The following is a 21448-nucleotide window of genomic DNA, read 5'->3' as shown; positions in this document are numbered from 1 at the left end:
AAGCCTCCAACAATTATTAGTCAACTTCGAATAGTGAAGTCAACTTTCGAATATTTATCCAACACCCATCAACAACCACAATTCAGCCATCGCCCCTGTCTGTCCATTCCGGATCGCTAAGCACATGATGGCTCGCTACGACACTGTTCTTTCCCCTGGCGCCGACGCCTTGCAGGTCGCCGATCTGCGCCTGCCGGGCTTTGCCGGGCCGGTGGACGCCCGTCTTTACCGACCGGCCGACATCGCCGGCCCGGTGCCCGCCGTACTGTATTTCCACGGCGGCGGCTTCGTCGCCGGCGATCTGGACGAAGCAGACCCGATTGCCCGCCGCCTGGCCGCGACGATTCCCGCCGCGGTGCTGTCGGTGGCCTACTCCCTGGCACCGGCCCACCCCTTCCCCGCTGCGCCGGAAGACGCCCACGCAGCCGCCCTGTGGCTGCACGCCCAGGCCGCCACCTACCGCATCGACGCCACCCGCCTGGCCTGCGCCGGCCACGACGCCGGCGCCACGCTGGCCGCCGCCCTCACGCTGATGGCCCGTGACCGCCTTGGCCCGCCCCTCGTCGCCCAAGCCCTGGTCGGCCCGATGCTCGACCCCAGCCAGACCCGCCAGGATCAACGCGCCGGCGCCGCCGAGCCGCGCCCCGACACCTGCGCCCGCTGCTACAGCCAGTACCTGCCGCGGGTCGCCGAGCGCCTCCATCCCTACGCGACGCCCCTCGAATCGCGCCGCCTCGCCGGCCTGCCGCCGGCCCTGATCGCCACCGGCGCCCACGACCGCCTGCGCTGCGAGGCCGAGCACTACGGCGCCGCGCTGATCAACGCCGGCGTGCCGACCCAGGTCACCCGCTACGCCGCCGGCCACGCCGAACTGCCGGCTCACCCGGCGCTACGCGGCGACCTGGCGGCCTTCCTGCGCCACCACCTGTGGCCCGTCCCGGCCTTCCACCCCGATTTCCCGTCATTCCAATCCCTAAAAACAGAGAGGACATCATGACCACGACCGCCACCTCCCGTTCCCTTCCCCGCCGGCGCCTCGTCATCGCCGCTGCCCTGGCCGGCTTCGCGCTGGCCGGCGGCGGCATGGCCGTTTACGCCGCCCACTCCGACGCGCCCGCGCCGGCCACCGCGCCGCAGGCCGCCCAGGTGGACACCGCCCAGGTGGTCAACAAGGCCATCATCGACTGGCAGGACTTCTCCGGCCGCCTGGAAGCGGTTGACCGGGTCGAGATCCGCCCGCAGGTGTCGGGCATCCTGACCCAGGTGCATTTCCGCGACGGCAGCCCGGTGCGCAAGGGCGACGTGCTGTTCACCATAGACCCGCGCCCCTTCGCCGCCGAGGTCGAGCGTGCCGAGGCCCAGCTCGCCGCCGCCGAATCGCGGGTCGGCTACACCGGCTCAGACCTGGCCCGCGCCGAGCGCCTGATCGCCGACAACGCGGTGTCCCGCCGCGACCTGGAAGAGAAGCAGAACGCCGCCCGCGATGCCGGCGCCGGCGTGCAGGCCGCCCGCGCGGCCCTGCGCATCGCCCGCCTGAACCTGGAATACACGTCCATCAAGGCCCCCATCGACGGCCGCATGTCCCGCGCCGAAGTCACCGTCGGCAACCTGGTCAGCGCCAACGGCGGCCCGGCGCTCACCACGCTGGTGTCGTCCAGCCGCATCTACGCGGCCTTCGACGTGGACGAGCAGACCTTCCTGAAGTCGGTGAACCCCGCCCGCGACGCCAAGGGCGCCACCCTGCCGGTGCACCTGGGCCTCGCCGACCAGGACGGCCACCCCTTCGAAGGGCGCATCCACTCGGTGGACAACCGCCTCGACACCACCTCCGGCACGATCCGCGTGCGGGCCATCTTCGACAACGCGGACGGCCGCCTGATACCGGGCCTCTACGCGCGCATCCGCCTTGGCGCCGGCACCCCGCGGGAAGCCGTGCTGATCGACGACCGCGCCATCGGCACCGACCAGGACAAGCGCTTCGTGCTGGTCGTGGACGCCGCCAACAAGACCGCCTACCGGGAAGTGCGCCTCGGCAACCTGCACGACGGCCTGCGCATCGTCGAGGACGGCCTCAAGCCCGGCGAACGCATCGTGGTGAACGGCCTGCAGCGGGTCCGCCCCGGCGACCCGGTGACGCCCCACCCGGTTGCCATGGAAGGCAGCGCGCCGCTGGCCGCCGCCACTGAGCCCCACGCGATGAAAACGCGGATCTGAGCGATCCGCGGGAGACACCCATGAACATATCCAAGTTCTTCATCGACCGCCCGATCTTCGCCGGCGTGCTGTCGATCCTGATCCTGCTGGCCGGCGTGCTGGCGGCCTTCAAGCTGCCCATCGCCGAATACCCAGAGGTGGTGCCACCCTCCGTGGTGGTGCGCGCCCAGTTCCCCGGCGCCAACCCCAAGGTGATCGCCGAGACGGTGGCCGCGCCGCTTGAAGAGAGCATCAACGGCGTGGAAAACATGCTGTACATGCAGAGCCAGGCCAACAGCGACGGCAACCTGACCCTCACCGTCAACTTCCAGCTCGGCGTCGATCCGGACAAGGCCCAGCAACTGGTGCAGAACCGCGTCTCCCAGGCCCTGCCGCGCCTGCCGCAGGACGTTCAGCGCCTCGGCGTGACCACCGCCAAGAGCACGCCGACGATCACCATGGTGGTGCACCTGACCTCGCCGGACGACCGCTACGACATGACCTACCTGCGCAACTACGCGGTCCTGAATGTGAAGGACCGCCTGGCGCGCATCCAGGGCGTGGGTGAAGTGGGCCTGTTCGGCTCCGGCAACTACGCCATGCGGGTGTGGCTCGATCCGGGCAAGGTGGCCGAGCGCGGCCTCACCGCCGCCGAAGTGGTGAAGGCCATCCGCGAGCAGAACGTGCAGGTGGCCGCCGGCGTCATCGGCGCGCCGCCCAACGACCGCCGCACGCCGCTGCAGCTCAACGTGAATGCCCAGGGCCGCCTGAAGGACGAGGCGGAGTTCGCGCAGATCATCCTCAAGACCGCCCCCGACGGCGGCGTCACCCGCCTCGGCGACGTGGCCCGCATCGAGCTGGCCGCCTCGGAATACGGCCTGCGCGCACTGCTCGACAACAAGCCGGCGGTGGCCATCCCGATCTTCCAGACGCCCGGCGCCAACGCCCTCGATGTGTCGTCCCAGGTGCGCCAGACGATGGCCGAGCTGGCCAAGGACTTCCCGCCGTCGGTGCAGTACAGCATCGTCTATGACCCGACCCAGTTCGTGCGGGCCAGCATCAAGGCGGTGGTCACCACGCTGCTCGAGGCCATCGCGCTGGTGGTGCTGGTGGTCATCGTGTTCCTGCAAACCTGGCGCGCGTCGATCATCCCGCTGCTGGCGGTGCCGGTGTCCATCATCGGCACCTTCTCGCTGATGCTCGGCTTCGGCTACTCCATCAACGCCCTGTCCCTGTTCGGCATGGTGCTGGCCATCGGCATCGTGGTGGATGACGCCATCGTCGTGGTGGAGAACGTCGAGCGCAACATCGAGGCCGGCCTGACGCCGCGCGAAGCCACCTACCGGGCGATGCGCGAAGTGTCCGGGCCGATCATCGCCATCGCGCTGACCCTGGTCGCGGTGTTCGTGCCGCTGGCCTTCATGACCGGCCTCACCGGCCAGTTCTACAAGCAGTTCGCGATGACCATCGCGATCTCCACGGTGATCTCCGCCTTCAACTCCCTGACCCTGTCGCCGGCCCTCGCCGCGCTGCTGCTGAAGGGCCACGACGCCAAGCCCGACTGGCTGACGGTGCAGATGCAGCGCTGGCTGGGCGGCTTCTTCGCCCGCTTCAACCGCGTCTTCCAGCGCGGCAGCGAGCGCTACGGCAACGGCGTGCGCGGCGTCATCGGCCACAAGGCCTCGGCGATGGGCGTCTATGGGCTGCTGCTGGCCCTCACGGTGGGCATCTCCTACATCGTGCCCGGCGGCTTCGTGCCGGCCCAGGACAAGCAATACCTGGTCGCCTTCGCGCAACTGCCGGCCGGCGCCTCCCTCGACCGCAGCGAGGCGGTGATCCGCCGCATGGGCGACATCGCCCTCAAGCAGCCCGGCGTGGAGAGCGCAGTATCCTTCCCCGGCCTGTCCATCAACGGCTTCACCAACAGCGCCAGCGCCGGCATCGTCTTCGTGACCCTCAAGCCCTTTGCCGAGCGCAAGGGGGCAGAGCTGTCGGCGGGCGCCATCGCCGGCGCCCTCAACCAGCAGTTCGCGTCCATCCAGGAAGCCTTCACGGCCGTCTTCCCGCCGCCGCCGGTCATGGGCCTGGGCACCCTCGGCGGCTTCAAGATGCAGATCGAGGACCGCGGCAGCGTCGGCTACGCCGAGCTGGACAAGGCCGCCAAGGCCTTCATGGCGGCGGCCAGCAAGGCGCCGGAGCTGGGCCCGATGTTCTCCAGCTACCAGATCAACGTGCCGCAGCTCGACGTGGACCTGGACCGCACCAAGGCCAAGCAGCAGGGCGTGGCCGTCACCGATGTGTTCGACACGCTGCAGATCTACCTGGGCTCCCTGTACGTGAACGACTTCAACCGCTTCGGCCGCGTCTATCAGGTGCGGGCCCAGGCGGATGCCGACTTCCGCGCCCAGCCGGAGGACATCGGCCGCCTGAAGACCCGCAACGCCAGCGGCGAGATGGTGCCCCTGGCGTCCCTGCTGCGGGTCACCCCCAGCTACGGGCCCGAGATGGTGGTCCGCTACAACGGCTTCACCGCCGCCGACATCAACGGCGGGCCGGCGCCCGGCTATTCCTCGGCCCAGGCCGAAGCGGCCGCCGAGCGCATCGCCGCCGAAACCCTGCCGCGCGGCGTGAAGTTCGAATGGACCGACCTTACCTACCAGAAGATCCTGGCCGGCAACGCCGGCATCTGGGTCTTCCCGATCAGCGTGCTGCTGGTCTTCCTGGTGCTGGCCGCCCAGTACGAGAGCCTGACCCTGCCGCTGGCGGTGATCCTGATCGTGCCGATGAGCATCCTCGCGGCCCTCACCGGTGTGTGGCTGACCGGCGGCGACAACAACATCTTCACGCAGATCGGCCTGATGGTGCTGGTCGGGCTGGCCTGCAAGAACGCCATCCTGATCGTCGAGTTCGCCCGCGAGCTGGAACTGCAGGGCCACACCCCGCTGCAGGCCGCCATCGACGCCAGCCGCCTGCGCCTGCGGCCGATCCTGATGACCTCCATCGCCTTCATCATGGGCGTGGTGCCGCTGGTCACCTCCAGCGGCGCGGGCTCCGAAATGCGCCACGCGATGGGCATCGCGGTGTTCTTCGGCATGCTCGGCGTGACGCTGTTCGGGCTGTTCCTGACGCCGGTGTTCTACGTGCTGCTGCGCACCCTCGACAAGCGCCATCCCCTCCACTCGGCGGCCCATCACGAGGCGCTGCTGGTGCAACCGGCCGCCGCCCATGCCGGCCAGGAGTAAGACGATGAACCTGCACACCCTTCCCCTGCCCCGCCGCGCCTTCGGCCTGCTCGCCAGCCTGCTGGTGCTGGCCGGCTGCTCGGTGGCGCCGGCCTACGACAAGCCGGCGCTGAACCTGCCCGCCGCCTACAAGGAGGCGCCCGCCGCCGATCCCAACTGGAAGCCCGCCGAGCCGGCCGACACGGCCGCCCGCGGCGAGTGGTGGACGGTTTTCGGCGATGCCACGCTGGACCGCCTGGAGCGCGACGCGGTGGCCGCCAACCCGGACCTGGTGGCCGCCGCCGCCCGCCTCGGCCAGGCCCGCGCGCTGGAACAGGCCGCCCACGCGGCGCGCCTGCCCCAGGTCGGCATCGGCTTCGGCCCGACCCGCCAACGCCCGTCGCCGGCCTCCCAGGGCCTCGCCGCCGACGCTGACACGCGCACCAGCACCTTGTGGCGCGGCCAGGCCACGGTCGCCTACGAGGTGGACCTGTTCGGCCGCCTGTCCGGCGCCGAGGACGCCGCCCGCCTCGACGCCGAGCGCAGCGGTGCGTTGTTCGGCGCGACCCTGCTGGCCCTGCAGGCCGACGTGGCCCAGGCCTACTTCCTGATCCGCGAGCTGGACGCCGCCCAGGCCTTGTACGTGGACACCGTCAAGCTGCGCGCCGACACCGTGCAGTTGCTGCAGCGCCGCTTCGACGAGGGCGACATCGCCGAACTGGACCTGGCGCGGGCGCGCAGCGAACTGGCCGCGGCGCGCTCCGAATCCCTTGGCCTGGCCCGCCAGCGGGCGGTGGCCGAGCATGCGTTGGCGATCCTCCTCGGCAAATCGCCGGCGGAGTTCAGCCTGCAGGCCATGCCGCTGCGCCGCCTCGCCATCGGCGTACCGGCCGGCCTGCCGTCGGCGCTGCTCGAACGGCGGCCGGACATCGCCGCCGCCGAGCGCGGCATGGCCGCCGCCAACGCGCGCATCGGCGTCGCCAAGTCGGCCTGGTTCCCGCGCTTGTCCCTCACCGGGGCGGCCGGCTACGAGGCCGGCGGCGTCGGCGACCTGTTCAAGTATGCCAGCCGGACCTTCGTGCTCGGCCCGCTGGTCGGCACCGCGCTGAGCCTGCCGATCTTCGACGGCGGCGCCCGCGAGGCCGGCCTCAAGCAGGCCGAGTCAGCCTACGTGGAAGACGCCGCGCGCTACCGCCAGACGGTGCTGCAGGCCTTCCGCGAGGTGGAGGACAACCTGGCCCAGCTGCGCCTGCTCGGCGACCAGCACCGGGAGCAGGACGACGCCGTCGGCGCCGCCGAGCGGGCCGCCCGCCTGGCCCGCCTGCAATACCGGGAAGGCGCGGTGAGCTACCTCAACGTGATCGACGCGGAACGCAGCGTGCTGCAGCAACAACGCCTCGCCGTAGGGCTGGACGGGGAGCGGGCGCGGGCCACCGTCAACCTGATCCGCGCCCTCGGCGGCGGCTGGACGCCTGCATCCGGTTGAACCAATCGGCGCACCGTGCGTTGCCGGTGCTGCTTTGCAACAGGAGGCCGATGCCCTTTAAGCTACGGGGCATCGGCCTTCTTCCTCCGCTCGCCATGTCCCGAATTTCCGCATTCCGCGGGCGCCTCGCCGGCGTCCTGAGCCTGTCCATCCTGTCCGCCCTCGGCGGCTTTGCCACGCCGGCCTTCGCCGGCAAGACCCTCGACGCCATCAAGGCCAAGGGCCAGCTCGCCTGCGGCGTCAGCACCGGCGTCATCGGCTTCTCGGCAGCCGACAGCCAGGGCCAGTGGAAAGGCCTCGACGTGGACGTCTGCAAGGCCCTCGCCGCCGCCGTGCTCGGCGATGCCCGCAAGGTGCGCTGGGTGCCGCTCAGCTCCCAGCAGCGCTTCACCGCGCTGCAGTCCGGCGAGGTGGACATCCTGTCCCGCAATACCACCTGGAGCCTGACCCGCGACGCCGGCCAGGGCCTGCACTTCGCGGGGGTCACCTACTACGATGGTCAGGGCTTCCTGGTCGCCAAAAAGACCAAGGTGACCAGCGCCAAGCAACTGAAGAACGCCGAGGTCTGCGTGCAGTCCGGCACCACCACCGAGAAGAACCTGGCCGACTACGCCCGCGCCCAGGGCATCAAGGTCAAGCCGGTGGTCTTCGACAAGTTCGAGCCGTCCATCAAGGCCTTCTTCAGCGGCCGCTGCCAGGCCTACACCACCGACGCCTCGGCGCTGGCCTTCATCCGCGCCAAGGAAGCCCCCAATCCCGACGACTACCTGATCCTGCCGGAGATCATCTCCAAGGAACCCCTCGGCCCGGCCGTGCGGCGCGGCGACGACGAGTGGTTCGCGATCGTCAAATGGACCGTCAATGCGCTGATCGAGGCGGAAGAGCTGGGCATCACCCAGGCCAAAGTGGACAGCCTGAAGTCGTCCGCCGACCCGGCCGTGCAGCGCTTCCTCGGCGTCGGCGAAGACCTCGGCAAGAACCTCGGCCTCGACCGGGACTGGGCCGCGCGGGCGGTGAAGGCGGTCGGCAACTACGGCGAGATCTTCAACCGCAACGTCGGCCCGGACTCCCCCCTCAAGCTGCCGCGCGGCCTCAACGCCCAGTGGAACAAGGGCGGCATCCTGTACGCGCTGCCGCTGCGCTGATGGCCCGGCCGCAGTCCGCCTCCCGCGCCGTGCAGGCGCTGCTGATCGTCGCGCTGCTGGCCCTGCTCGGCCTGCTGGTGGCGACGACCCGCGCCCATCTGGAGGAGCGCGGCATCCGCAGCGGCTTCGACTTCCTGTTCGAGCCGGCCGGCTTCTCCCTCGGCGAGAGCGTGCTGCCCTTCGAAGCGGGCGACACCACACTGCGGGCCTTCGTCGCCGGCCTGCTCAACACCCTGCGCGTGGCCCTGCCCGGCGCCGCGCTGGCGCTGGGCCTGGGCATCCTGCTCGGCTTCGGGCGGCTGGCCGACAACCCGCTGGTGCGCGGCCTGGCCGGCACCGCCGTCAATGCGATCCGCAACGTGCCGCTGCTGCTGCACCTCCTGGCCTGGTACTTCATCCTCACCGACCTGCTGCCGGCCGCCGACGCGCCGCTTCAGCTGGCCCCCGGCGTGTTCCTCAGCAAGTCCGGGCTGGCCCTGCCGTGGTGGGGCGACAACGGTTTCGAGATCCCCGAACTGGCCGGCTTCGGCATCGACGGCGGCGCCAGCCTGACCCCGGAATACCTGGCCCTGCTGTTCGGCCTGACCATCTACGGCGCCGCCTACATCGCCGAAACCCTGCGCGGCGCCGTGCTCGCCCTGCCCGAGGGCCAGCGCACCGCCGCCCTGGCCCTCGGCATGACGCCGCGCCAGACCTTCCTGCTGGTGCTGCTGCCGCAGGCCTGGCGCGCCGCGCTGCCGCCCACCACCAGCCAGCTCCTCAACCTGTTCAAGAACTCCTCGCTGGCGGTGGCCATCGGCTACCCGGACCTGATGGCGGTGGCTGGCACCAGCCTCAACCAGAGCGGCCGCGCCATCGAATGCCTGAGCATCGTGGTCGCCGTGTACCTGCTGCTGTCCCTGCTCGGCGCCGCCGTCAGCCACCGGCTGGAAAAGCGCAGCCTGCGCGGAGGCCCGGCATGAGCGGCAAGAGCGCTCCCGCCCGGCCGTCCGAAGGGGGCGCTCGTCCAATGAATCTCAGCGCCCTGCGCCGCCGCTTCTTCGGCGATCCCCTCAACGCGCTGCTGAGCCTCGCCGCACTGGCCGCCGCGCTGCTGTGGCTGCCACCGCTGCTGCGCTGGGCCGTGAGCAACGCCCGCCTCGCCCCGGACGCCGCCGCCTGCACCGCGCTGGAACACGGCGGCGCCTGCTGGGGCGTAATCGTCGAGAAAGCCCGCTTCATCCTCCTCGGCCGCTACCCGGACGAAGAAGCCTGGCGCCCCCTCGTCGCCGCCAGCCTGATCGGTGCCGGCTGGCTGCTGGCCGCCTTCCGCCACCTGCCCGGCAAAACGCTGGCCGCCCTGCTGCTGGCCCCGCCGCTGGTCGCCCTGCCGCTGCTCGGTGGCGGCGTGGCCGGCCTCACGCCGGTGCCCACCGAACTGTGGGGCGGCCTGCCGCTGACCCTGCTGCTGACCGGCGCCGGCATGGCCGGCGCGCTGCCGCTCGGCATCGCCGTCGCCTACGGCCGGAGATCACAGCTGCCGGTGCTGCGCGCGGTGCTCACCGCCTGCGTCGAACTGGCCCGCGGCATCCCGCTGGTCGCCGCCCTGTTCGCCGCGTCCTTCCTGCTGCCGCTGTTCTTCCCCGAAGGCCTCGCGCTGGACATGCTGTGGCGCGTGCTGATCGCCATCGTGCTGTTCGCCGCCGCCTACCTGTCCGAGATCATCCGCGGCGGCCTGCAGGCCATCCGCCCCGGCCAGCTCGACGCCGCCGCCGCCCTCGGCTTCGGCTTCTGGCAAACCCAGCGCTGGATCGTCCTGCCCCAAGTCCTGCGCGCCGTCGCCCCCTCCATCGCCAACAGCGCCATCGCCCTGTTCAAGGACACCTCGCTGGTCACCGTGGTCAGCCTCTACGAACTCACCGGCTCCCTCAGCCTCGCCCTCGCCGGCGACCCGGAATGGCGGCCGTTCTACCTGGAGGCGTGGTTGTTCATTGCGGGGGTGTATTGGGTGGGGTGTTGGGTGTTGGGGCGGGTCAGCCGGCGGCTGGGGGCTGACTGAAACGGCGTTTAGCGGCGTTAAAGCCGGCTTTCCGGTTTATTGGCTTACGTTGGCCGGGTCTCGCCCCGGCGGGCGACATCCTTTCTTGTCACACGACAAGAAAGGACGCAAAGAAACGTGCCCCGCTGCCGCGCCCCCTGCGGGGGTCCCCGAGCTCCGGGCGTGCCGGGCGGGGTCTGCGCAAACTCGCCCTACGGGCTCAAACATGCGCAGCCCTTATCCGCCCGTCCCACCCTCCACTCGGCGCGTCAGAGGGGGAAAGGAAAGGCGACCGCTCGACGGCTGGTGCCGCCAAAAACGGCTATGACTGGCGATTCTCTGCAGAAAAGCGCGGTGAACTGCCGCGCCGAAGGGAACGGGTTCATCTCGGACGGTAACGGGCTCAGTACAAAGGTAAGTGAGCCTCCCTCCGACTTGAACCCGCTCAGCTCCCAGCCGAACTTTTTCAGCTCCGAGGGCAGTGGTCTCACCGCCGGAGGAAGCTGGCTCATCTCAGACGGAAGCGGGTCCAGTACAAAGGCAAGCGAGCCTCCCTCGGACTTGAGCCAGCTCAGCTCCCAGCCGAACTATTTCAGCTCCGAGGGCAGCGGTCTCACCGCCGGAGGAAGCTGGCTCATCTCGGACGGGAGCTGGTCCAGTACAAAGATAAGCGAACCTCCCTCGGACTTGAATCGGTTCAGCCCCAGCCTCAGCAAACGCTCGGTGCCCACCCAAAGCCCGTCCTGAACCGCCGAGCAGCGCAGCAGCAGGCGGGGATGTCCGGCGCGGCTGTCTGAGCCGGCAACGCCGGCGAGTTCCGCGACGGCCGCCTGCTGCGAGCAGCGCAGGGAAGTCGTCCGCACAGCGGACGACCGGTGAAGCACGGGTCGCCTTCTTTGCCTTCTTTCTTGGCGACGCAAGAAAGAAGGTCGCCCGCCGGGGCGAGTCCCGGCCAATCCAAGCCAATAAAACGGAAAGCCTCCCAGCAAGGACTAACCCTCCAGCCCAGCAACAGCCTCCCCAAGCATCTCCGCCAACCTTCTCACCCCCGGCCCCGCAAAATCCGGGTCCGCCACCACCAGATACATCTCCAGACACCGCACCTCCGCCCCCCCCAGCGGCAAAATCTTCAACCGCCCATCAGCCAGCTCGGCAGCAATCCGCGGCTCCGGAAACCACGCAAAACCATGCCCCGCGCAGGCCGCCGCGATGGAGGTGGCGATGCTGCTGAAAGTCCAGCGCTGCTCCACTTCCAGGATCAGGCTGCGCTTGTCGCGGGTGGAACTGGTTTCGCGCACGTTGAGGCGGCGGTGCGGGCGCAGGTCCTGTTCACCGAGGGTCCGTCCGAGCTGGTGCAGCGGGTGGTCGGGATGGGCGGCGGCGACGATGCGCATGCGCATCAACGGCCGCCCGAGGAAGCCGGGCGGCACGTGGGGCGTGATGGCGATGTCGGCCTGGCCGGTGAGCAGCGCTTCGCCGGTGCCGCCGAGCACCGATTCGATGACCTCGATGCGCGTGCGCGGAGCTTCCGCACCAAAGCGGGCGAGGCAGTCGAGCAGCACGTCGGGCGGGAAGACGATCTCCACCGCCAGCCCGATCTCCGCCTCCCAGCCGGCAGACAGCTTGCGCGCCGCCTGTTCCAGGTCGCTGGCCTGCTCCACCAGCGCCAGCGCACGCCGGTACAGCATCTGTCCGACCGGCGTCAGCACGGCCTTGCGGCCCTGGATCTCGAAGGCGCGCACGCCGAGCTGGGATTCGATCTTCTGCACCGCGTAGGTGACTGCCGACTGGCTCTTGAACAGCACCTCGGCGGCCTGGGCGTAGCCGCCGGCCTCGACGACGGCGATCAGGGCCCGCCACTGCTCGAGGGCGATGTGCGGAACGGGCGCGGACGGAGGGTTGGGCGCAGCCATATCATCAGCTCATTAGATAGATTTAAACAAAATCTTGTTCTTTTTTATCTTCTCGGTAAATCATTAAATACACACACCAACACATCACCCGGAGAGACCAAATGAGCACCCTTCTGAAGATCAACGCCAGCCTGTTCGCCAATCAGGGCCAGTCCAGCCAGCTCGCCGAGCGCTTCGTGGCCGCCCGCGTCGCCGCTCACCCCGACACCCAGGTGGTGAGCCGTGACCTGGCCGCCAACCCGGTGCCCCACCTGGACGGCGCCCGTTTCAGCGCCTTCCTGGCCAAGCCGGAAGAGCGCACGGCCGAGCAGCAGGCGGTGGTGGACTTCTCGGATGCGCTGGTCGCCGAGCTGATGGCCGCCGACGAGATCGTGATCGGCCTGCCGATGTACAACCTGGGCACGCCCTCCACGCTGAAGGCCTACTTCGACCACGTCGCCCGCGCCGGCGTGACCTTCCGCTACACCGCCAACGGCCCGGAAGGCCTAGTCACCGGCAAGAAGGTGTACGTCCTGGCGACCCGCGGCGGCCGCTACGCCGGCACCCCGTACGACGTCCAGACCGATTACATCAAGATCTTCCTGGGCTTCATCGGCATCACCGACGTGGAATTTGTCTACGCTGAAGGCCTGAACATGGGCGAAGAGAGCAAGGCCGAGGCCCTGGCCGGCGCCCACAAGGCGCTCGAAGCCCTCGCCGCCTGATAGCCCCGACAGACGAGGGGCGGGCACGCCGCCCGGCAGCCCGCACCCTCGCACGGCATCCCCAACCCCAACGGAGACCATCATGACCATCCGCAGCCTCGACAGGATCATTCCCTCCATCCCCGTTTCCGACGGGGCCGGCGTGAAGCTCCGGCGCAGCCTGGGCCAGAGCCCCTTCCTGCGCCTGGACCCGTTCCTGATGCTCGACGAGTTCGCGTCGGACAATCCGGACGACTACATCGCCGGCTTCCCGCCCCATCCGCACCGGGGCTTCGAGACGGTCACCTACATGCTGGCGGGGGATTTCGAGCACCAGGACCACCTGGGCCACAAGGGCCACCTGCGCGCCGGCGGCGCCCAGTGGATGACCGCCGGGCGCGGCATCATCCACTCTGAGATGCCGCTGCAGGAAAAGGGTCGCCTGCACGGTTTCCAGTTCTGGATCAACCTGCCGGCCAAGGAAAAGATGAAGCCGGCCGCCTACCGGGACATCCAGCCGGAAGAGATTCCGAGCGTGGCGGTGCCGGGTGGTGAGGTGAAGGTGGTGGCCGGTGCGCTGGACCGCGCCGACGGCAGCAGCGTGCCCGGCCCGATCCAGGGCATCAGCACCTCGCCGCTGTTCCTCGACGTGCGCCTGGGCGCCGGCGAGCACTTCGCCCAGGGCGTGGCGGACGGCCACACGGCCTTCCTCTACCCCTACGCCGGTAGCCTGTCGGTGGGCACGGACGGCGCCGGCAAGGTGCTGCAGGCCCGTCAGGCCGGCGTGTTGTCGGCCGGCGAGCGCATCGAGGTCACGGCAGGGCCGGACGGCGCCAGCTTCCTGCTGCTGGCCGCCAAGCCCCTCGGCGAGCCGGTGGTGCAGTACGGTCCCTTCGTGATGAACACCCGCGAGGAGATCGAACAGGCCCTCGCCGCCTACCAGGCCGGCGAGCTGGCCTGAGTCCTCCCCAAATGGCCGGAGCCCGGCCGCGTCAAACGACGCGGCCGAGGCGCCAGCCGATCACCGCCGCCACCAGCAGGCCGCCGCCCAGGCAGCCCGCCACGCCGATCCAGCCATCGAACTGCCAGGCCAGCCCGGACAGCGTACCGATCAGGCTGGCTCCCACGTAGTAGCAGCACAGGTAGATCGCCGCCGCCAGGGCTCGCGCCGGCGCCGGACGGCGCCCGACCCAGCTGGCTGCCACCGAATGGCCGGCGAAAAAGCCGAAGGTGAAGATCCCCACGCCGACCACCAGCACCGAAAGTTGCGGTGCCACGCTCATCGCCAGCCCGGCCAGCATCAGCGCCACCATCGCCCGCAAGGTCACCACCCGCCCAAAGCGATCTACCAGCCGCGCACCAAGGTTGGAGGCGACGATGCCCACCAGGTAGAGCAGGAAGACCATGCCGATCTGCGCCGGGCTCAGGGAAAACGGCGGCGCCACGAGGCGGAAGCCCAGGTAGTTGTAGAGGCTGGTGAAGCAGCCCATCAGCAGGAAGCCCATCGCGAACAGCAGGCGCAGGCCGCCATCGGCGAAGGTCTTGCGCGCGTTGCCGAGCACATCTGCCACCGCCACCCGGATCGGCTGGAAATGGCGCGACGGCGGCAGCAGGCGCCAGAACAACAGCGTGGTCAGCATCGACGAAGCCGCCAGACAGACCAGCGCCACGCGCCAGTCCGCGTGTTCCGCGATCAGCGCGGCGAGGAAGCGCCCGCACAGGCCACCCAGCGCGTTGCCGGAGATATACAAGCCCATCGCCCGTGCCAGCGAGGTCGGCGCGAATTCTTCGCTCAGATAAGCCATCGCCACCGCCGGCAGGCCGGCGAGGGTCAGGCCGAGCAGCGCCCGCGACACCAGCAGGCTGTGAAAGTCGCCGGCAAAGGCGCCGACCAGCGTGAACACCGTGGACAGGGACAGCGCACCGACCATCACCGGCTTGCGCCCGATGCGGTCGGCGAGGATCGCCGCCGGGATCAGCGCCGCCGCCAGCGCGATGGTCGCCGCCGACACCGCGCCGCTGGCCGCCGCCGGGCTCAGCCCGAAACCGTGGGCCAGCAGCGGCATCAGCGGCTGCAGGTTGTAGAGCAGCGAGAAGGTGGCGAAGCCGCCGAGGAACAGGGCCAGACAGGCGCGCCGGTATTCGGCGGTGCCGGCGTGCAGCTTGTCGGCGATGACGCTACGTTCGGAAGCGGATTCCGCACGAGGGCGGGACGGAATTTGCTGGGCGGGAAGCTCGCAGCAGGAGGCATCGGTTTGCATGGGGCCATGCTAGTCCCGCGCAAAACCACCAGTCCAATATATATTACCGACCAAATTAATACTTCAAAGATATATATGGAGCTGCGCCATCTGCGTTACTTCGTCGCCGTCGCCGAAGAGCTTAACTTCACCCGCGCCGCCGAACGCCTGCACATCGGCCAGCCACCGCTGAGCCAGCAGATCCAGGCGCTGGAGGAGGAACTGGGCGCGCAGCTGTTCGAGCGCACCAAGCGCCGCGTCGCGCTGACACCAGCCGGCCAGCGCTTTCTCGAACACGCCCGCCGCGTGCTGGAACAAGCCGGGCGCGCGGTGGACGACGTACGCCGGGTGGCCCGCGGCGAGGTGGGCGAGCTGAAGATCGGCTTCACCTCGTCCCTGCCCTTCACCGCCGTGCTGCCCAACGTCGTCCGCCGCTACCGGGAGCAGCGCCCGGACGTGACGCTCAACTTGCGTGAAATGTTCACCCCAGACCAGTACGTGGCCATCGAGGCCGGCGAACTGGACCTGGGCTTCGTGCGCTACACCGGGCTGGAAACGCCGGCCGGCCTCGACGTGCGGGAGATCCACAACGATCCGCTGCGCCTGGTCATCAACGCCGCCCATCCGCTGGCCAGCCGCCCGATGCTGAGCCTCGCCGACCTGCACGGCGAGGGCTTCATCACCTACCCGATCACCGTCGGCACCGGCCTCACCATCCTGCTCCGCGAGCTGTGCCTGAAGGCCGGTTTCGAGCCGCGCATCGTACAGATCGCCGGCGAGGCCACCACACAGATCGGCCTCGTCGCCGCCGGCCTTGGCGTCGCGCTGCTGCCGGCGCCGCTGGAATGCGTACGCATCGAGGGCGTGCGCTATCTGCCGGTCAGCGACGCCGGCGCCTACCTGTCGCTGGGCGTGGCGACCCGCAAGGGCGACCGCAATCCGCTGGTGGAACAGTTCCTGTCCAACCTGGAGCCGGCCCGCGAAGGCTGACGACGCACCACCGGTAAACGGACGAAGCCCCCGGAAACACACGGTTTCCAGGGGCTTCGCCGGGCAGGCAACGCGACAGGCTCAGCGCCCGATGCGTCCCTTGCCACGGGCCAGCCGGTGCAGCACCGCGACGAGGGCATCGACCTCTTCGCAGGTGTTGTAGAAGGCCAGCGACGGCCGCACCGTGGCTTCCTGCCCGAAGCGGCGCAGGATGGGCTGGGCGCAGTGGTGGCCGGAGCGCACCGCGATGCCTTCCTCGTTGAGGGCACGGCCGACTTCCTCGGGCCGGTAGCCGTCGAGCACCAGGGACAGCACCGAAGCCTTGTCCCGGGCGGTGCCGATCAACTTGAGGCCGGGCACGGTGAGCACGCCGCGGGTCGCATAGACCAGCAGGTCATGCTCGTAGCGGGCGATGTTGTCCATGCCGATGCGCTCCACGTAGTCGATCGCCGCGCCAAGCCCCACCGCGTCCGCGATGTTGCCGGTGCCGGCCTCGAAACGGGTCGGCGGCGCATGGTAGATCGTCTTCTCGAAGGTCACGTCGGCAATCATGTTGCCGCCGCCCTGCCACGGGGGCATGTCCTCGAGGACGGCGCGCTTGCCATACACCGCGCCGATGCCGGTCGGCCCGAAGACCTTGTGGCCGGAGAACACGAAGAAGTCCGCGCCGATGTCCTGCACGTTGACCCGCATGTGGGACACCGACTGGGCACCATCCACCACCGCCACCGCGCCGGCACTGTGGGCGATTGCGACGATCTCCTTGACCGGCACGACGGTGCCGAGGGCATTGGAGACCTGGGTCACCGAGACGATCTTGGTGCGGCTGGTGAGCAGCTTGCGGAACTCGTCGAGCAGCACCTGGCCCGTGTCGTCCACCGGGATCACCTTCAGCTTGGCGCCCTTGGCGGCGGCGAGCTGCTGCCAGGGCACGATGTTGGCGTGGTGCTCCAGGTGGGAGACGATGATCTCGTCGCCCTCGCCGACGTTCTTCCAGCCCCAGGTCTTGGCGATCAGGTTGATGCCTTCGGTCGCCCCGCGCACGAAGATGATCTCCTCCGTGGACGCCGCGCCGAGGAAGCGCGCCACCTTGCTGCGCGCCCCTTCGTAGGCGTCCGTCGCCCGTGCCGCCAGTTCGTGCGCGGCGCGGTGGATGTTGGAGTTCTCGTGCTGGTAGAAGTAGGCCAGCCGGTCGATCACCGCCTGCGGCTTGTGGGTCGTCGCGGCGTTGTCGAACCACACCAACTGCTTGCCATTGACCCGCTCCTGCAGGATCGGGAAATCCCGGCGTACCGCCTGCACGTCGAAGGCCGGATGGGCCGCCGACTGGGGCTTGGGCGCTTCCGCCTGGCGGCTGGGTTCAAGCCCCGTGTCCAGGAAGTAGAAATGCCCGGGCGCGCTGGCCGTCGGCGCCGTGGCGGCACGCCGGTCACCGGCGATCTCCGCCAGGATGGAGTGCAGCTCGGCCTCGCCCGGCAGCCCGAAGGACTGCGGCACGACGCGGTTCTCGGCGACCGGCAACGCGCCCTGCGGCGCCGACTGCACGGCACTCGCCTCGCCCAGGAAGTAATAGGGCGTGGACGGTGCCGGCGTCGGCGGCGAAGCCGGCGGGCTGAAGGTCGGCAAGGCGGCCGCGTAGGCTTCCGGTACGCCGAGGGCGGGGTTGCCGGCCTTGCCGGCGGCCGCAGCGTGATCCAGCGGCACCGACTCGGCGGCGACCGGCGCCACCGGCGCGGCGGCCGTCAGCTGTGGACCGACGTCGCCGAGGCGGATCTCCGGCGGCACCTCGGGCTGCGGCGCGGCGGCTCCGAAGCCGCCGAGGCTGTTCGGCCCCGGCAGCCCGTTGGGCAGCGCAGCGAAGAACTCACCGGCCAGCCGGGCCAGCACGCTCTCGTCGGGCACGCCCGCCGGTGCGTTGCCGCCCAGGGCCGCGAGCCCCTCACTTGTAGGTGTCGGGATAGTCATGGTACTTGCCGATCTCCACGTCATCGAGGACAGCCAGTGCGTCTTCGGTCAGCACGGCCAGCGAGCAGTACAGCGAAATCAGGTAGGACGCGATGGCGTTGCGGTTGATGCCCATGAAGCGCACGGACAGGCCCGGGCTCTGCTCGCCGGCCAGACCGGGCTGGAACAGGCCGACCACGCCCTGGCGCTTTTCGCCGGTGCGCAGCAGCAGGATCTTGGTCTTGCCGTCCTCGATGGCCACCTTGTCCGACGGCACCAGCGGGATGCCGCGCCAGGTCAGGAACTGGGAACCGAACAGGCTGACGGTCGGGGGCGGCACACCGCGGCGGGTGCATTCGCGGCCGAAGGCGGCGATGGCCAGCGGGTGGGCCAGGAAGAAGCCGGGCTCCTTCCACACTTTGGTGATCAGGTCGTCCAGGTCGTCCGGGGTCGGCGCGCCGGTCAGCGTGGAGATGCGCTGCTCGTCGGACACGTTGGCCAGCAGGCCGTAGTCCGGGTTGTTGATCAGTTCGCTTTCCTGACGCTCCTTGATGGTCTCGACGGTCAGGCGCAGCTGTTCCTTGATCTGGTCGTGCGGGCTGCTGTACAGGTCGGAGACGCGGGTATGCACGTCGAGGATGGTGGTGACCGCGTTCAGGAAATACTCGCGGGGCGCCTCGTCGTAATCAACAAAGGTCTGCGGCAGCTCGGACTCGTCGCGCTGGGAGCAGGCCACGCGCACGTCGCGGGGGTTCTTGACCTTGTTCAGGCGGTAGATACCAGCCTCGACCGGCAGCCATTGCAGCAGGTGCACCAGCCAGCGCGGGGAGATCGTGGAAAGCTGCGGAACGGTTTTGGTGGCATTCGCCAACTGCCGGGCGGCATTGTCGCCAAGGGCAGTCGGAACATCGATATGGTCGGCCATGGGAGCTCCTTATGAATTAAAAGTGGAATCGTTATGAAATCTGGAGATAAGCGAGTGTCCTTTCCGGACACCTTCGCTTCAACCGGCTATAGACGGCAAAGGCCCGGGCGGCGGGCCTTTGCGCAGAGCGTCAGGCTTCCAATCGGCTTAGAAAAGCACTGCCCTACTCCGCCGCCAGGCCCTCGAAGCGGGCGATCAGCGCCGACGCGGGCAAGCCGAGCGCATAGGCCAGCTTGCCGACGGTGAGCAGGGACGGCATGGCCTTGCCGCGCTCCAGGTCACCGACATAGGTGCGGTTGAGGTCGGCATATTCGGCGAGCTGCTCCTGGGACCAGTCGCGCTCCTCGCGCAGGCGGCGCACCAGGGCGCCAAAGCGGTTGGCCAGACCGGAGAGACCGATGGATGTGAGCATGGTGTGGGTCCTAGTTCGAGTCGGTGCGGGTTCAGTCCTGGACCCACGGCAGGCCACGCAGGCGCCAGCCGCCGAGCGCGCCGCGGCGCTGCTCGCCGTCCAGGTCGCCCTCGAAGCCCTCGAGAATGTTGAATGCATTGAGGAAACCGGCCTTGGCGGCCGCTTCGGCGGCGGAGACGGAACGCTTGCCGCTGCGACAGAGGAAGACCACCAGCGCGTCCTTCTTAACCTTGGCTTCGAGCTCCTTCACGAAGCGCGGATTACGGGTCATCGACGTGCCGGTCGCCCAGGCAACGTGGATGCCCACAGGCACATGGCCGACGAACTTGCGCTCTTCGGCGGTGCGCACGTCCACCAGCACGGCGCGGCCGTCGGCGACGAGCTGCCAGGCGTCGGTCGGCGTGAGGCCGCCGGCATAGGCCAGGCCGTCCGCCAGGGCCTGCTGGCGGGCGTTTTCGAGAAGGGTTTCGGCGATGTCGGCACTGCCGCCGGAGGGTGCTGTCGCACTGTCCGCAGAAGCCGAATCGATGGAGGCATCGAGCATGAGCGTTCTCCCGCAAGTGAATGGCCGGCACCTGATGTGGCCGGCTGACGGGAGAACATTAACGATCCGCTCCGGCGGAACGAACCAAGAAGATTTCAGAAGCCTTGCAGTCCGCGCCTTATATGCACTGCACTAAATCTGATAAGCAAACCGCCCGCGACGGGCGCGGGCGGTGCGGTCTCGCTTATTTGTCGAACTGCGTTGGGGCTTATTCGGCCTCGAAGACGAACTGCTGGGTCGCCACGATCTCCCCGTCGCTGGCCACGCACTTGTACTGCAGCATGGCGTTGCGCACTGCGCCGTGGAGGATCTTCGGCCCGGACAGGATCGTCACCTCGCGCACCGATCCGCCACGGATGACCGCCTGGGCCTTGACCACGCCGGTCACGCCTTCGGCGCCGCGGGGCACCTCGGGACGCACCTGGGTCGGGCAACTGGCGGCCATCTCGGCGCGCACCGGCTTGGGTGCGGCCACCGGTGCCGGCGGCGCGGGCGGGGCCGGCGGCGCGATGACCGGCGGCTCGGCCGGCGGCGTCGGCGTGGCGGCGGCAATCACCGGCGCGGCAACCGGCGGCGCCACGTCGGGCGGCGGCACATAGGCCGGCGGCGGCGGCGTGTTCGGCTTGACCGTCGGCTCCACCTTCACCACCTTCGGCGGCGGGGGCGGCGGAGGCAGCGTCACCTCCTGGATCACCGCCGCCTCCAGCGGCTTCTTGATGACCTTGACGACTTCCCGGGCCAGGCCGGACACCAGCGCATAGCCGAGCACGACGTGCAGGCCGACGACGACGATCAGCCCGGTCGCCTTGCGCTCCGGCGCCTTGGGCTGAAAACTGTAGTTGTTTGCGGTGATCGCGTTCATTCTATGAATTGCTCGCTGCCAATGACACCAATCTTGCTCAAACCGACCCGCTTGGTCGCCGCCAGGATGCCCGCCACCACTTCGTAGCGGGCATGCCGGTCGGGCCGCAGATGGACTTCGGGCTGGGTCGCCAGCGCGGCGACGTCCTTCATCTTCTGCTCCAGTTCGGCCCCGTCCGCCACCGGAACACCCTGCCAATGCACGATGCTCCTGGCGTCCACGTCGATCTTCACGACCTCCGGCTTCACGTCGCTGGGCGGCGGCGTACCGACCGGCAGGTTCAGATTGACCGCGTGCAGCTGGATGGGGATCGTGATGATCAGCATGATCAGGAGCACCAGCATCACGTCAATGAGCGGCGTGGTGTTGATGTCCACCATCACCTCGGCGTCGCTGCTGCTGCTCGAACCTACGTTCATACCCATGATTTCGCTCCCTTTCAGCCGCCACGGGCCGGCGGTTCGGTGATGAAGGCCACCTTGGCGATGCCGGCACGCTGGCACGCATACAGGACCTTGCCGACGCCTTCATACTGGGCCGTCAGGTCGCCGCGGATCTGAACCTCGGGCTGCGGACGCAGCGCGGAAACCTTCTTCAGATGCTCCACCAGCGCCCCGGTACTGGCGACCTTCGAATCCTGGATGAAAATGGCGTTGCTCTTGTCCACCGAGATGACCAGATTCTCGGGTTTGGACTCCCGGACCTCGACGGTTTCCTTGGGCAATTCGACCGCCACCGACGTGGTGGCGACCGGGATGGTGATGAGGAAGATGATCAACAGCACGAGCATCACGTCCACCAGCGGCGTGGTGTTGATCGCGGCGATCACGGCGTCGTCATCCCCCTCGGCGGGTGCTGCACTGATGGCCATGG

At 69.1% G+C, this 21448-nt stretch carries 19 protein-coding genes; 10 read left to right on the top strand and 9 right to left on the bottom strand.

What is annotated here, in order from left to right:
- The first annotated feature begins 124 nt into the window (after positions 1-124).
- The 7 genes from AC3QL2_RS18615 (at position 125) to AC3QL2_RS18585 (ending at position 10083) form a co-directional block, all read left to right on the top strand.
- Positions 125-997 carry an alpha/beta hydrolase gene (locus AC3QL2_RS18615; RefSeq protein ID WP_493235203.1) on the top strand — a complete coding sequence of 291 codons (873 nt, stop codon included), beginning with the start codon at positions 125-127 and terminating at the stop codon, positions 995-997.
- A complete protein-coding gene (locus AC3QL2_RS18610; protein ID WP_493235204.1) occupies positions 994-2214 on the top strand; it encodes an efflux RND transporter periplasmic adaptor subunit in 1221 nt (406 codons plus the stop codon). Before AC3QL2_RS18615 ends, AC3QL2_RS18610 begins: the two co-directional genes overlap by 4 nt.
- Before the next feature lie 20 nt (positions 2215-2234).
- The gene (locus AC3QL2_RS18605) at positions 2235-5435 is read left to right on the top strand and encodes an efflux RND transporter permease subunit (RefSeq protein WP_493235205.1); all 3201 of its coding nucleotides are present in this window, start codon (positions 2235-2237) and stop codon (positions 5433-5435) included.
- Positions 5436-5439: 4 nt separating this feature from the next.
- On the top strand, positions 5440-6900 hold the full coding sequence (locus AC3QL2_RS18600; protein WP_493235206.1) for an efflux transporter outer membrane subunit: 1461 nt from the start codon (positions 5440-5442) through the stop codon (positions 6898-6900).
- A 95-nt stretch (positions 6901-6995) separates the two neighbouring features.
- Complete coding sequence (locus AC3QL2_RS18595) at positions 6996-8045, top strand: amino acid ABC transporter substrate-binding protein (RefSeq protein ID WP_493235207.1); 1050 nt, start codon at positions 6996-6998, stop codon at positions 8043-8045.
- On the top strand, positions 8045-9007 hold the full coding sequence (locus AC3QL2_RS18590) for an ABC transporter permease subunit (protein ID WP_493235208.1): 963 nt from the start codon (positions 8045-8047) through the stop codon (positions 9005-9007). Before AC3QL2_RS18595 ends, AC3QL2_RS18590 begins: the two co-directional genes overlap by 1 nt.
- Before the next feature lie 47 nt (positions 9008-9054).
- Positions 9055-10083 (top strand): amino acid ABC transporter permease, encoded by a 1029-nt coding sequence (locus AC3QL2_RS18585; protein WP_493235209.1) that lies wholly within the window; start codon positions 9055-9057, stop codon positions 10081-10083.
- Between the two features lie 971 nt (positions 10084-11054).
- Here AC3QL2_RS18585 and AC3QL2_RS18580 read toward each other — a convergent pair.
- Complete coding sequence (locus AC3QL2_RS18580; protein WP_493235210.1) at positions 11055-11975, bottom strand: LysR family transcriptional regulator; 921 nt, start codon at positions 11973-11975, stop codon at positions 11055-11057.
- A gap of 101 nt (positions 11976-12076) precedes the next feature.
- Between AC3QL2_RS18580 and AC3QL2_RS18575 the strand changes: the two genes are divergently transcribed.
- Positions 12077-12679 (top strand): FMN-dependent NADH-azoreductase, encoded by a 603-nt coding sequence (locus tag AC3QL2_RS18575; protein WP_493235211.1) that lies wholly within the window; start codon positions 12077-12079, stop codon positions 12677-12679.
- Between the two features lie 82 nt (positions 12680-12761).
- Positions 12762-13619, top strand: a complete 858-nt coding sequence (locus AC3QL2_RS18570; RefSeq protein ID WP_493235212.1) for a pirin family protein — start codon at positions 12762-12764, stop codon at positions 13617-13619.
- Between the two features lie 31 nt (positions 13620-13650).
- Here AC3QL2_RS18570 and AC3QL2_RS18565 read toward each other — a convergent pair whose 3' ends face one another.
- Positions 13651-14919, bottom strand: coding sequence for an MFS transporter (locus AC3QL2_RS18565; RefSeq protein WP_493235213.1), 1269 nt, complete (start codon positions 14917-14919; stop codon positions 13651-13653).
- Positions 14920-14994: 75 nt separating this feature from the next.
- On the opposite strand from AC3QL2_RS18565, the gene AC3QL2_RS18560 reads away from it, so the two are divergent.
- Positions 14995-15888: a LysR substrate-binding domain-containing protein gene (locus AC3QL2_RS18560; RefSeq protein ID WP_493235214.1), complete on the top strand. Its 894-nt coding sequence runs from the start codon at positions 14995-14997 to the stop codon at positions 15886-15888.
- An 81-nt stretch (positions 15889-15969) separates the two neighbouring features.
- Here the strand turns inward: AC3QL2_RS18560 and AC3QL2_RS18555 are convergent, their stop codons facing one another.
- From AC3QL2_RS18555 to AC3QL2_RS18525, 7 genes are all read right to left on the bottom strand, one after another.
- Positions 15970-17853, bottom strand: coding sequence for a family 2A encapsulin nanocompartment cargo protein cysteine desulfurase (locus AC3QL2_RS18555; RefSeq protein ID WP_493235215.1), 1884 nt, complete (start codon positions 17851-17853; stop codon positions 15970-15972).
- Positions 17828-18757 carry a family 2A encapsulin nanocompartment shell protein gene (locus AC3QL2_RS18550; protein WP_493235216.1) on the bottom strand — a complete coding sequence of 310 codons (930 nt, stop codon included), beginning with the start codon at positions 18755-18757 and terminating at the stop codon, positions 17828-17830. Before AC3QL2_RS18550 ends, AC3QL2_RS18555 begins: the two co-directional genes overlap by 26 nt.
- A gap of 163 nt (positions 18758-18920) precedes the next feature.
- Positions 18921-19169 carry a helix-turn-helix domain-containing protein gene (locus AC3QL2_RS18545; protein WP_374480774.1) on the bottom strand — a complete coding sequence of 83 codons (249 nt, stop codon included), beginning with the start codon at positions 19167-19169 and terminating at the stop codon, positions 18921-18923.
- Positions 19170-19200: 31 nt separating this feature from the next.
- Positions 19201-19713 (bottom strand): rhodanese-like domain-containing protein, encoded by a 513-nt coding sequence (locus AC3QL2_RS18540; RefSeq protein WP_493235217.1) that lies wholly within the window; start codon positions 19711-19713, stop codon positions 19201-19203.
- 208 nt (positions 19714-19921) lie between these two features.
- Positions 19922-20575, bottom strand: a complete 654-nt coding sequence (locus AC3QL2_RS18535) for an energy transducer TonB (RefSeq protein WP_481121857.1) — start codon at positions 20573-20575, stop codon at positions 19922-19924.
- Positions 20572-21000, bottom strand: coding sequence for an ExbD/TolR family protein (locus AC3QL2_RS18530; protein WP_493235218.1), 429 nt, complete (start codon positions 20998-21000; stop codon positions 20572-20574). Before AC3QL2_RS18530 ends, AC3QL2_RS18535 begins: the two co-directional genes overlap by 4 nt.
- Before the next feature lie 14 nt (positions 21001-21014).
- On the bottom strand, positions 21015-21446 hold the full coding sequence (locus AC3QL2_RS18525) for an ExbD/TolR family protein (protein WP_493235219.1): 432 nt from the start codon (positions 21444-21446) through the stop codon (positions 21015-21017).
- Between the last annotated feature and the right edge of the window lie 2 nt (positions 21447-21448).

The organism is Zoogloea sp. GW822-FHT05C07 (assembly GCF_058800215.1).
The sequence above is the reverse complement of the archived record's forward strand: the minus strand, read 5'-3'. Positions and strand labels throughout refer to the sequence as shown.

What these genes read in the sequence shown, in the direction of transcription:
- AC3QL2_RS18585 (WP_493235209.1), top strand. Translation starts at nt 9,055, where the DNA reads ATGAATCTCAGCGCCCTGCGCCGCCGCTTCTTCGGCGATCCCCTCAAC.
- AC3QL2_RS18555 (WP_493235215.1), bottom strand. Translation starts at nt 17,853, where the DNA reads ATGACTATCCCGACACCTACAAGTGAGGGGCTCGCGGCCCTGGGCGGC.
- AC3QL2_RS18595 (WP_493235207.1), top strand. Translation starts at nt 6,996, where the DNA reads ATGTCCCGAATTTCCGCATTCCGCGGGCGCCTCGCCGGCGTCCTGAGC.
- AC3QL2_RS18545 (WP_374480774.1), bottom strand. Translation starts at nt 19,169, where the DNA reads ATGCTCACATCCATCGGTCTCTCCGGTCTGGCCAACCGCTTTGGCGCC.
- AC3QL2_RS18610 (WP_493235204.1), top strand. Translation starts at nt 994, where the DNA reads ATGACCACGACCGCCACCTCCCGTTCCCTTCCCCGCCGGCGCCTCGTC.
- AC3QL2_RS18550 (WP_493235216.1), bottom strand. Translation starts at nt 18,757, where the DNA reads ATGGCCGACCATATCGATGTTCCGACTGCCCTTGGCGACAATGCCGCC.
- AC3QL2_RS18580 (WP_493235210.1), bottom strand. Translation starts at nt 11,975, where the DNA reads ATGGCTGCGCCCAACCCTCCGTCCGCGCCCGTTCCGCACATCGCCCTC.
- AC3QL2_RS18565 (WP_493235213.1), bottom strand. Translation starts at nt 14,919, where the DNA reads ATGCAAACCGATGCCTCCTGCTGCGAGCTTCCCGCCCAGCAAATTCCG.
- AC3QL2_RS18600 (WP_493235206.1), top strand. Translation starts at nt 5,440, where the DNA reads ATGAACCTGCACACCCTTCCCCTGCCCCGCCGCGCCTTCGGCCTGCTC.
- AC3QL2_RS18575 (WP_493235211.1), top strand. Translation starts at nt 12,077, where the DNA reads ATGAGCACCCTTCTGAAGATCAACGCCAGCCTGTTCGCCAATCAGGGC.
- AC3QL2_RS18560 (WP_493235214.1), top strand. Translation starts at nt 14,995, where the DNA reads ATGGAGCTGCGCCATCTGCGTTACTTCGTCGCCGTCGCCGAAGAGCTT.
- AC3QL2_RS18615 (WP_493235203.1), top strand. Translation starts at nt 125, where the DNA reads ATGATGGCTCGCTACGACACTGTTCTTTCCCCTGGCGCCGACGCCTTG.
- AC3QL2_RS18540 (WP_493235217.1), bottom strand. Translation starts at nt 19,713, where the DNA reads ATGCTCGATGCCTCCATCGATTCGGCTTCTGCGGACAGTGCGACAGCA.
- AC3QL2_RS18590 (WP_493235208.1), top strand. Translation starts at nt 8,045, where the DNA reads ATGGCCCGGCCGCAGTCCGCCTCCCGCGCCGTGCAGGCGCTGCTGATC.
- AC3QL2_RS18525 (WP_493235219.1), bottom strand. Translation starts at nt 21,446, where the DNA reads ATGGCCATCAGTGCAGCACCCGCCGAGGGGGATGACGACGCCGTGATC.
- AC3QL2_RS18605 (WP_493235205.1), top strand. Translation starts at nt 2,235, where the DNA reads ATGAACATATCCAAGTTCTTCATCGACCGCCCGATCTTCGCCGGCGTG.
- AC3QL2_RS18530 (WP_493235218.1), bottom strand. Translation starts at nt 21,000, where the DNA reads ATGGGTATGAACGTAGGTTCGAGCAGCAGCAGCGACGCCGAGGTGATG.
- AC3QL2_RS18570 (WP_493235212.1), top strand. Translation starts at nt 12,762, where the DNA reads ATGACCATCCGCAGCCTCGACAGGATCATTCCCTCCATCCCCGTTTCC.
- AC3QL2_RS18535 (WP_481121857.1), bottom strand. Translation starts at nt 20,575, where the DNA reads ATGAACGCGATCACCGCAAACAACTACAGTTTTCAGCCCAAGGCGCCG.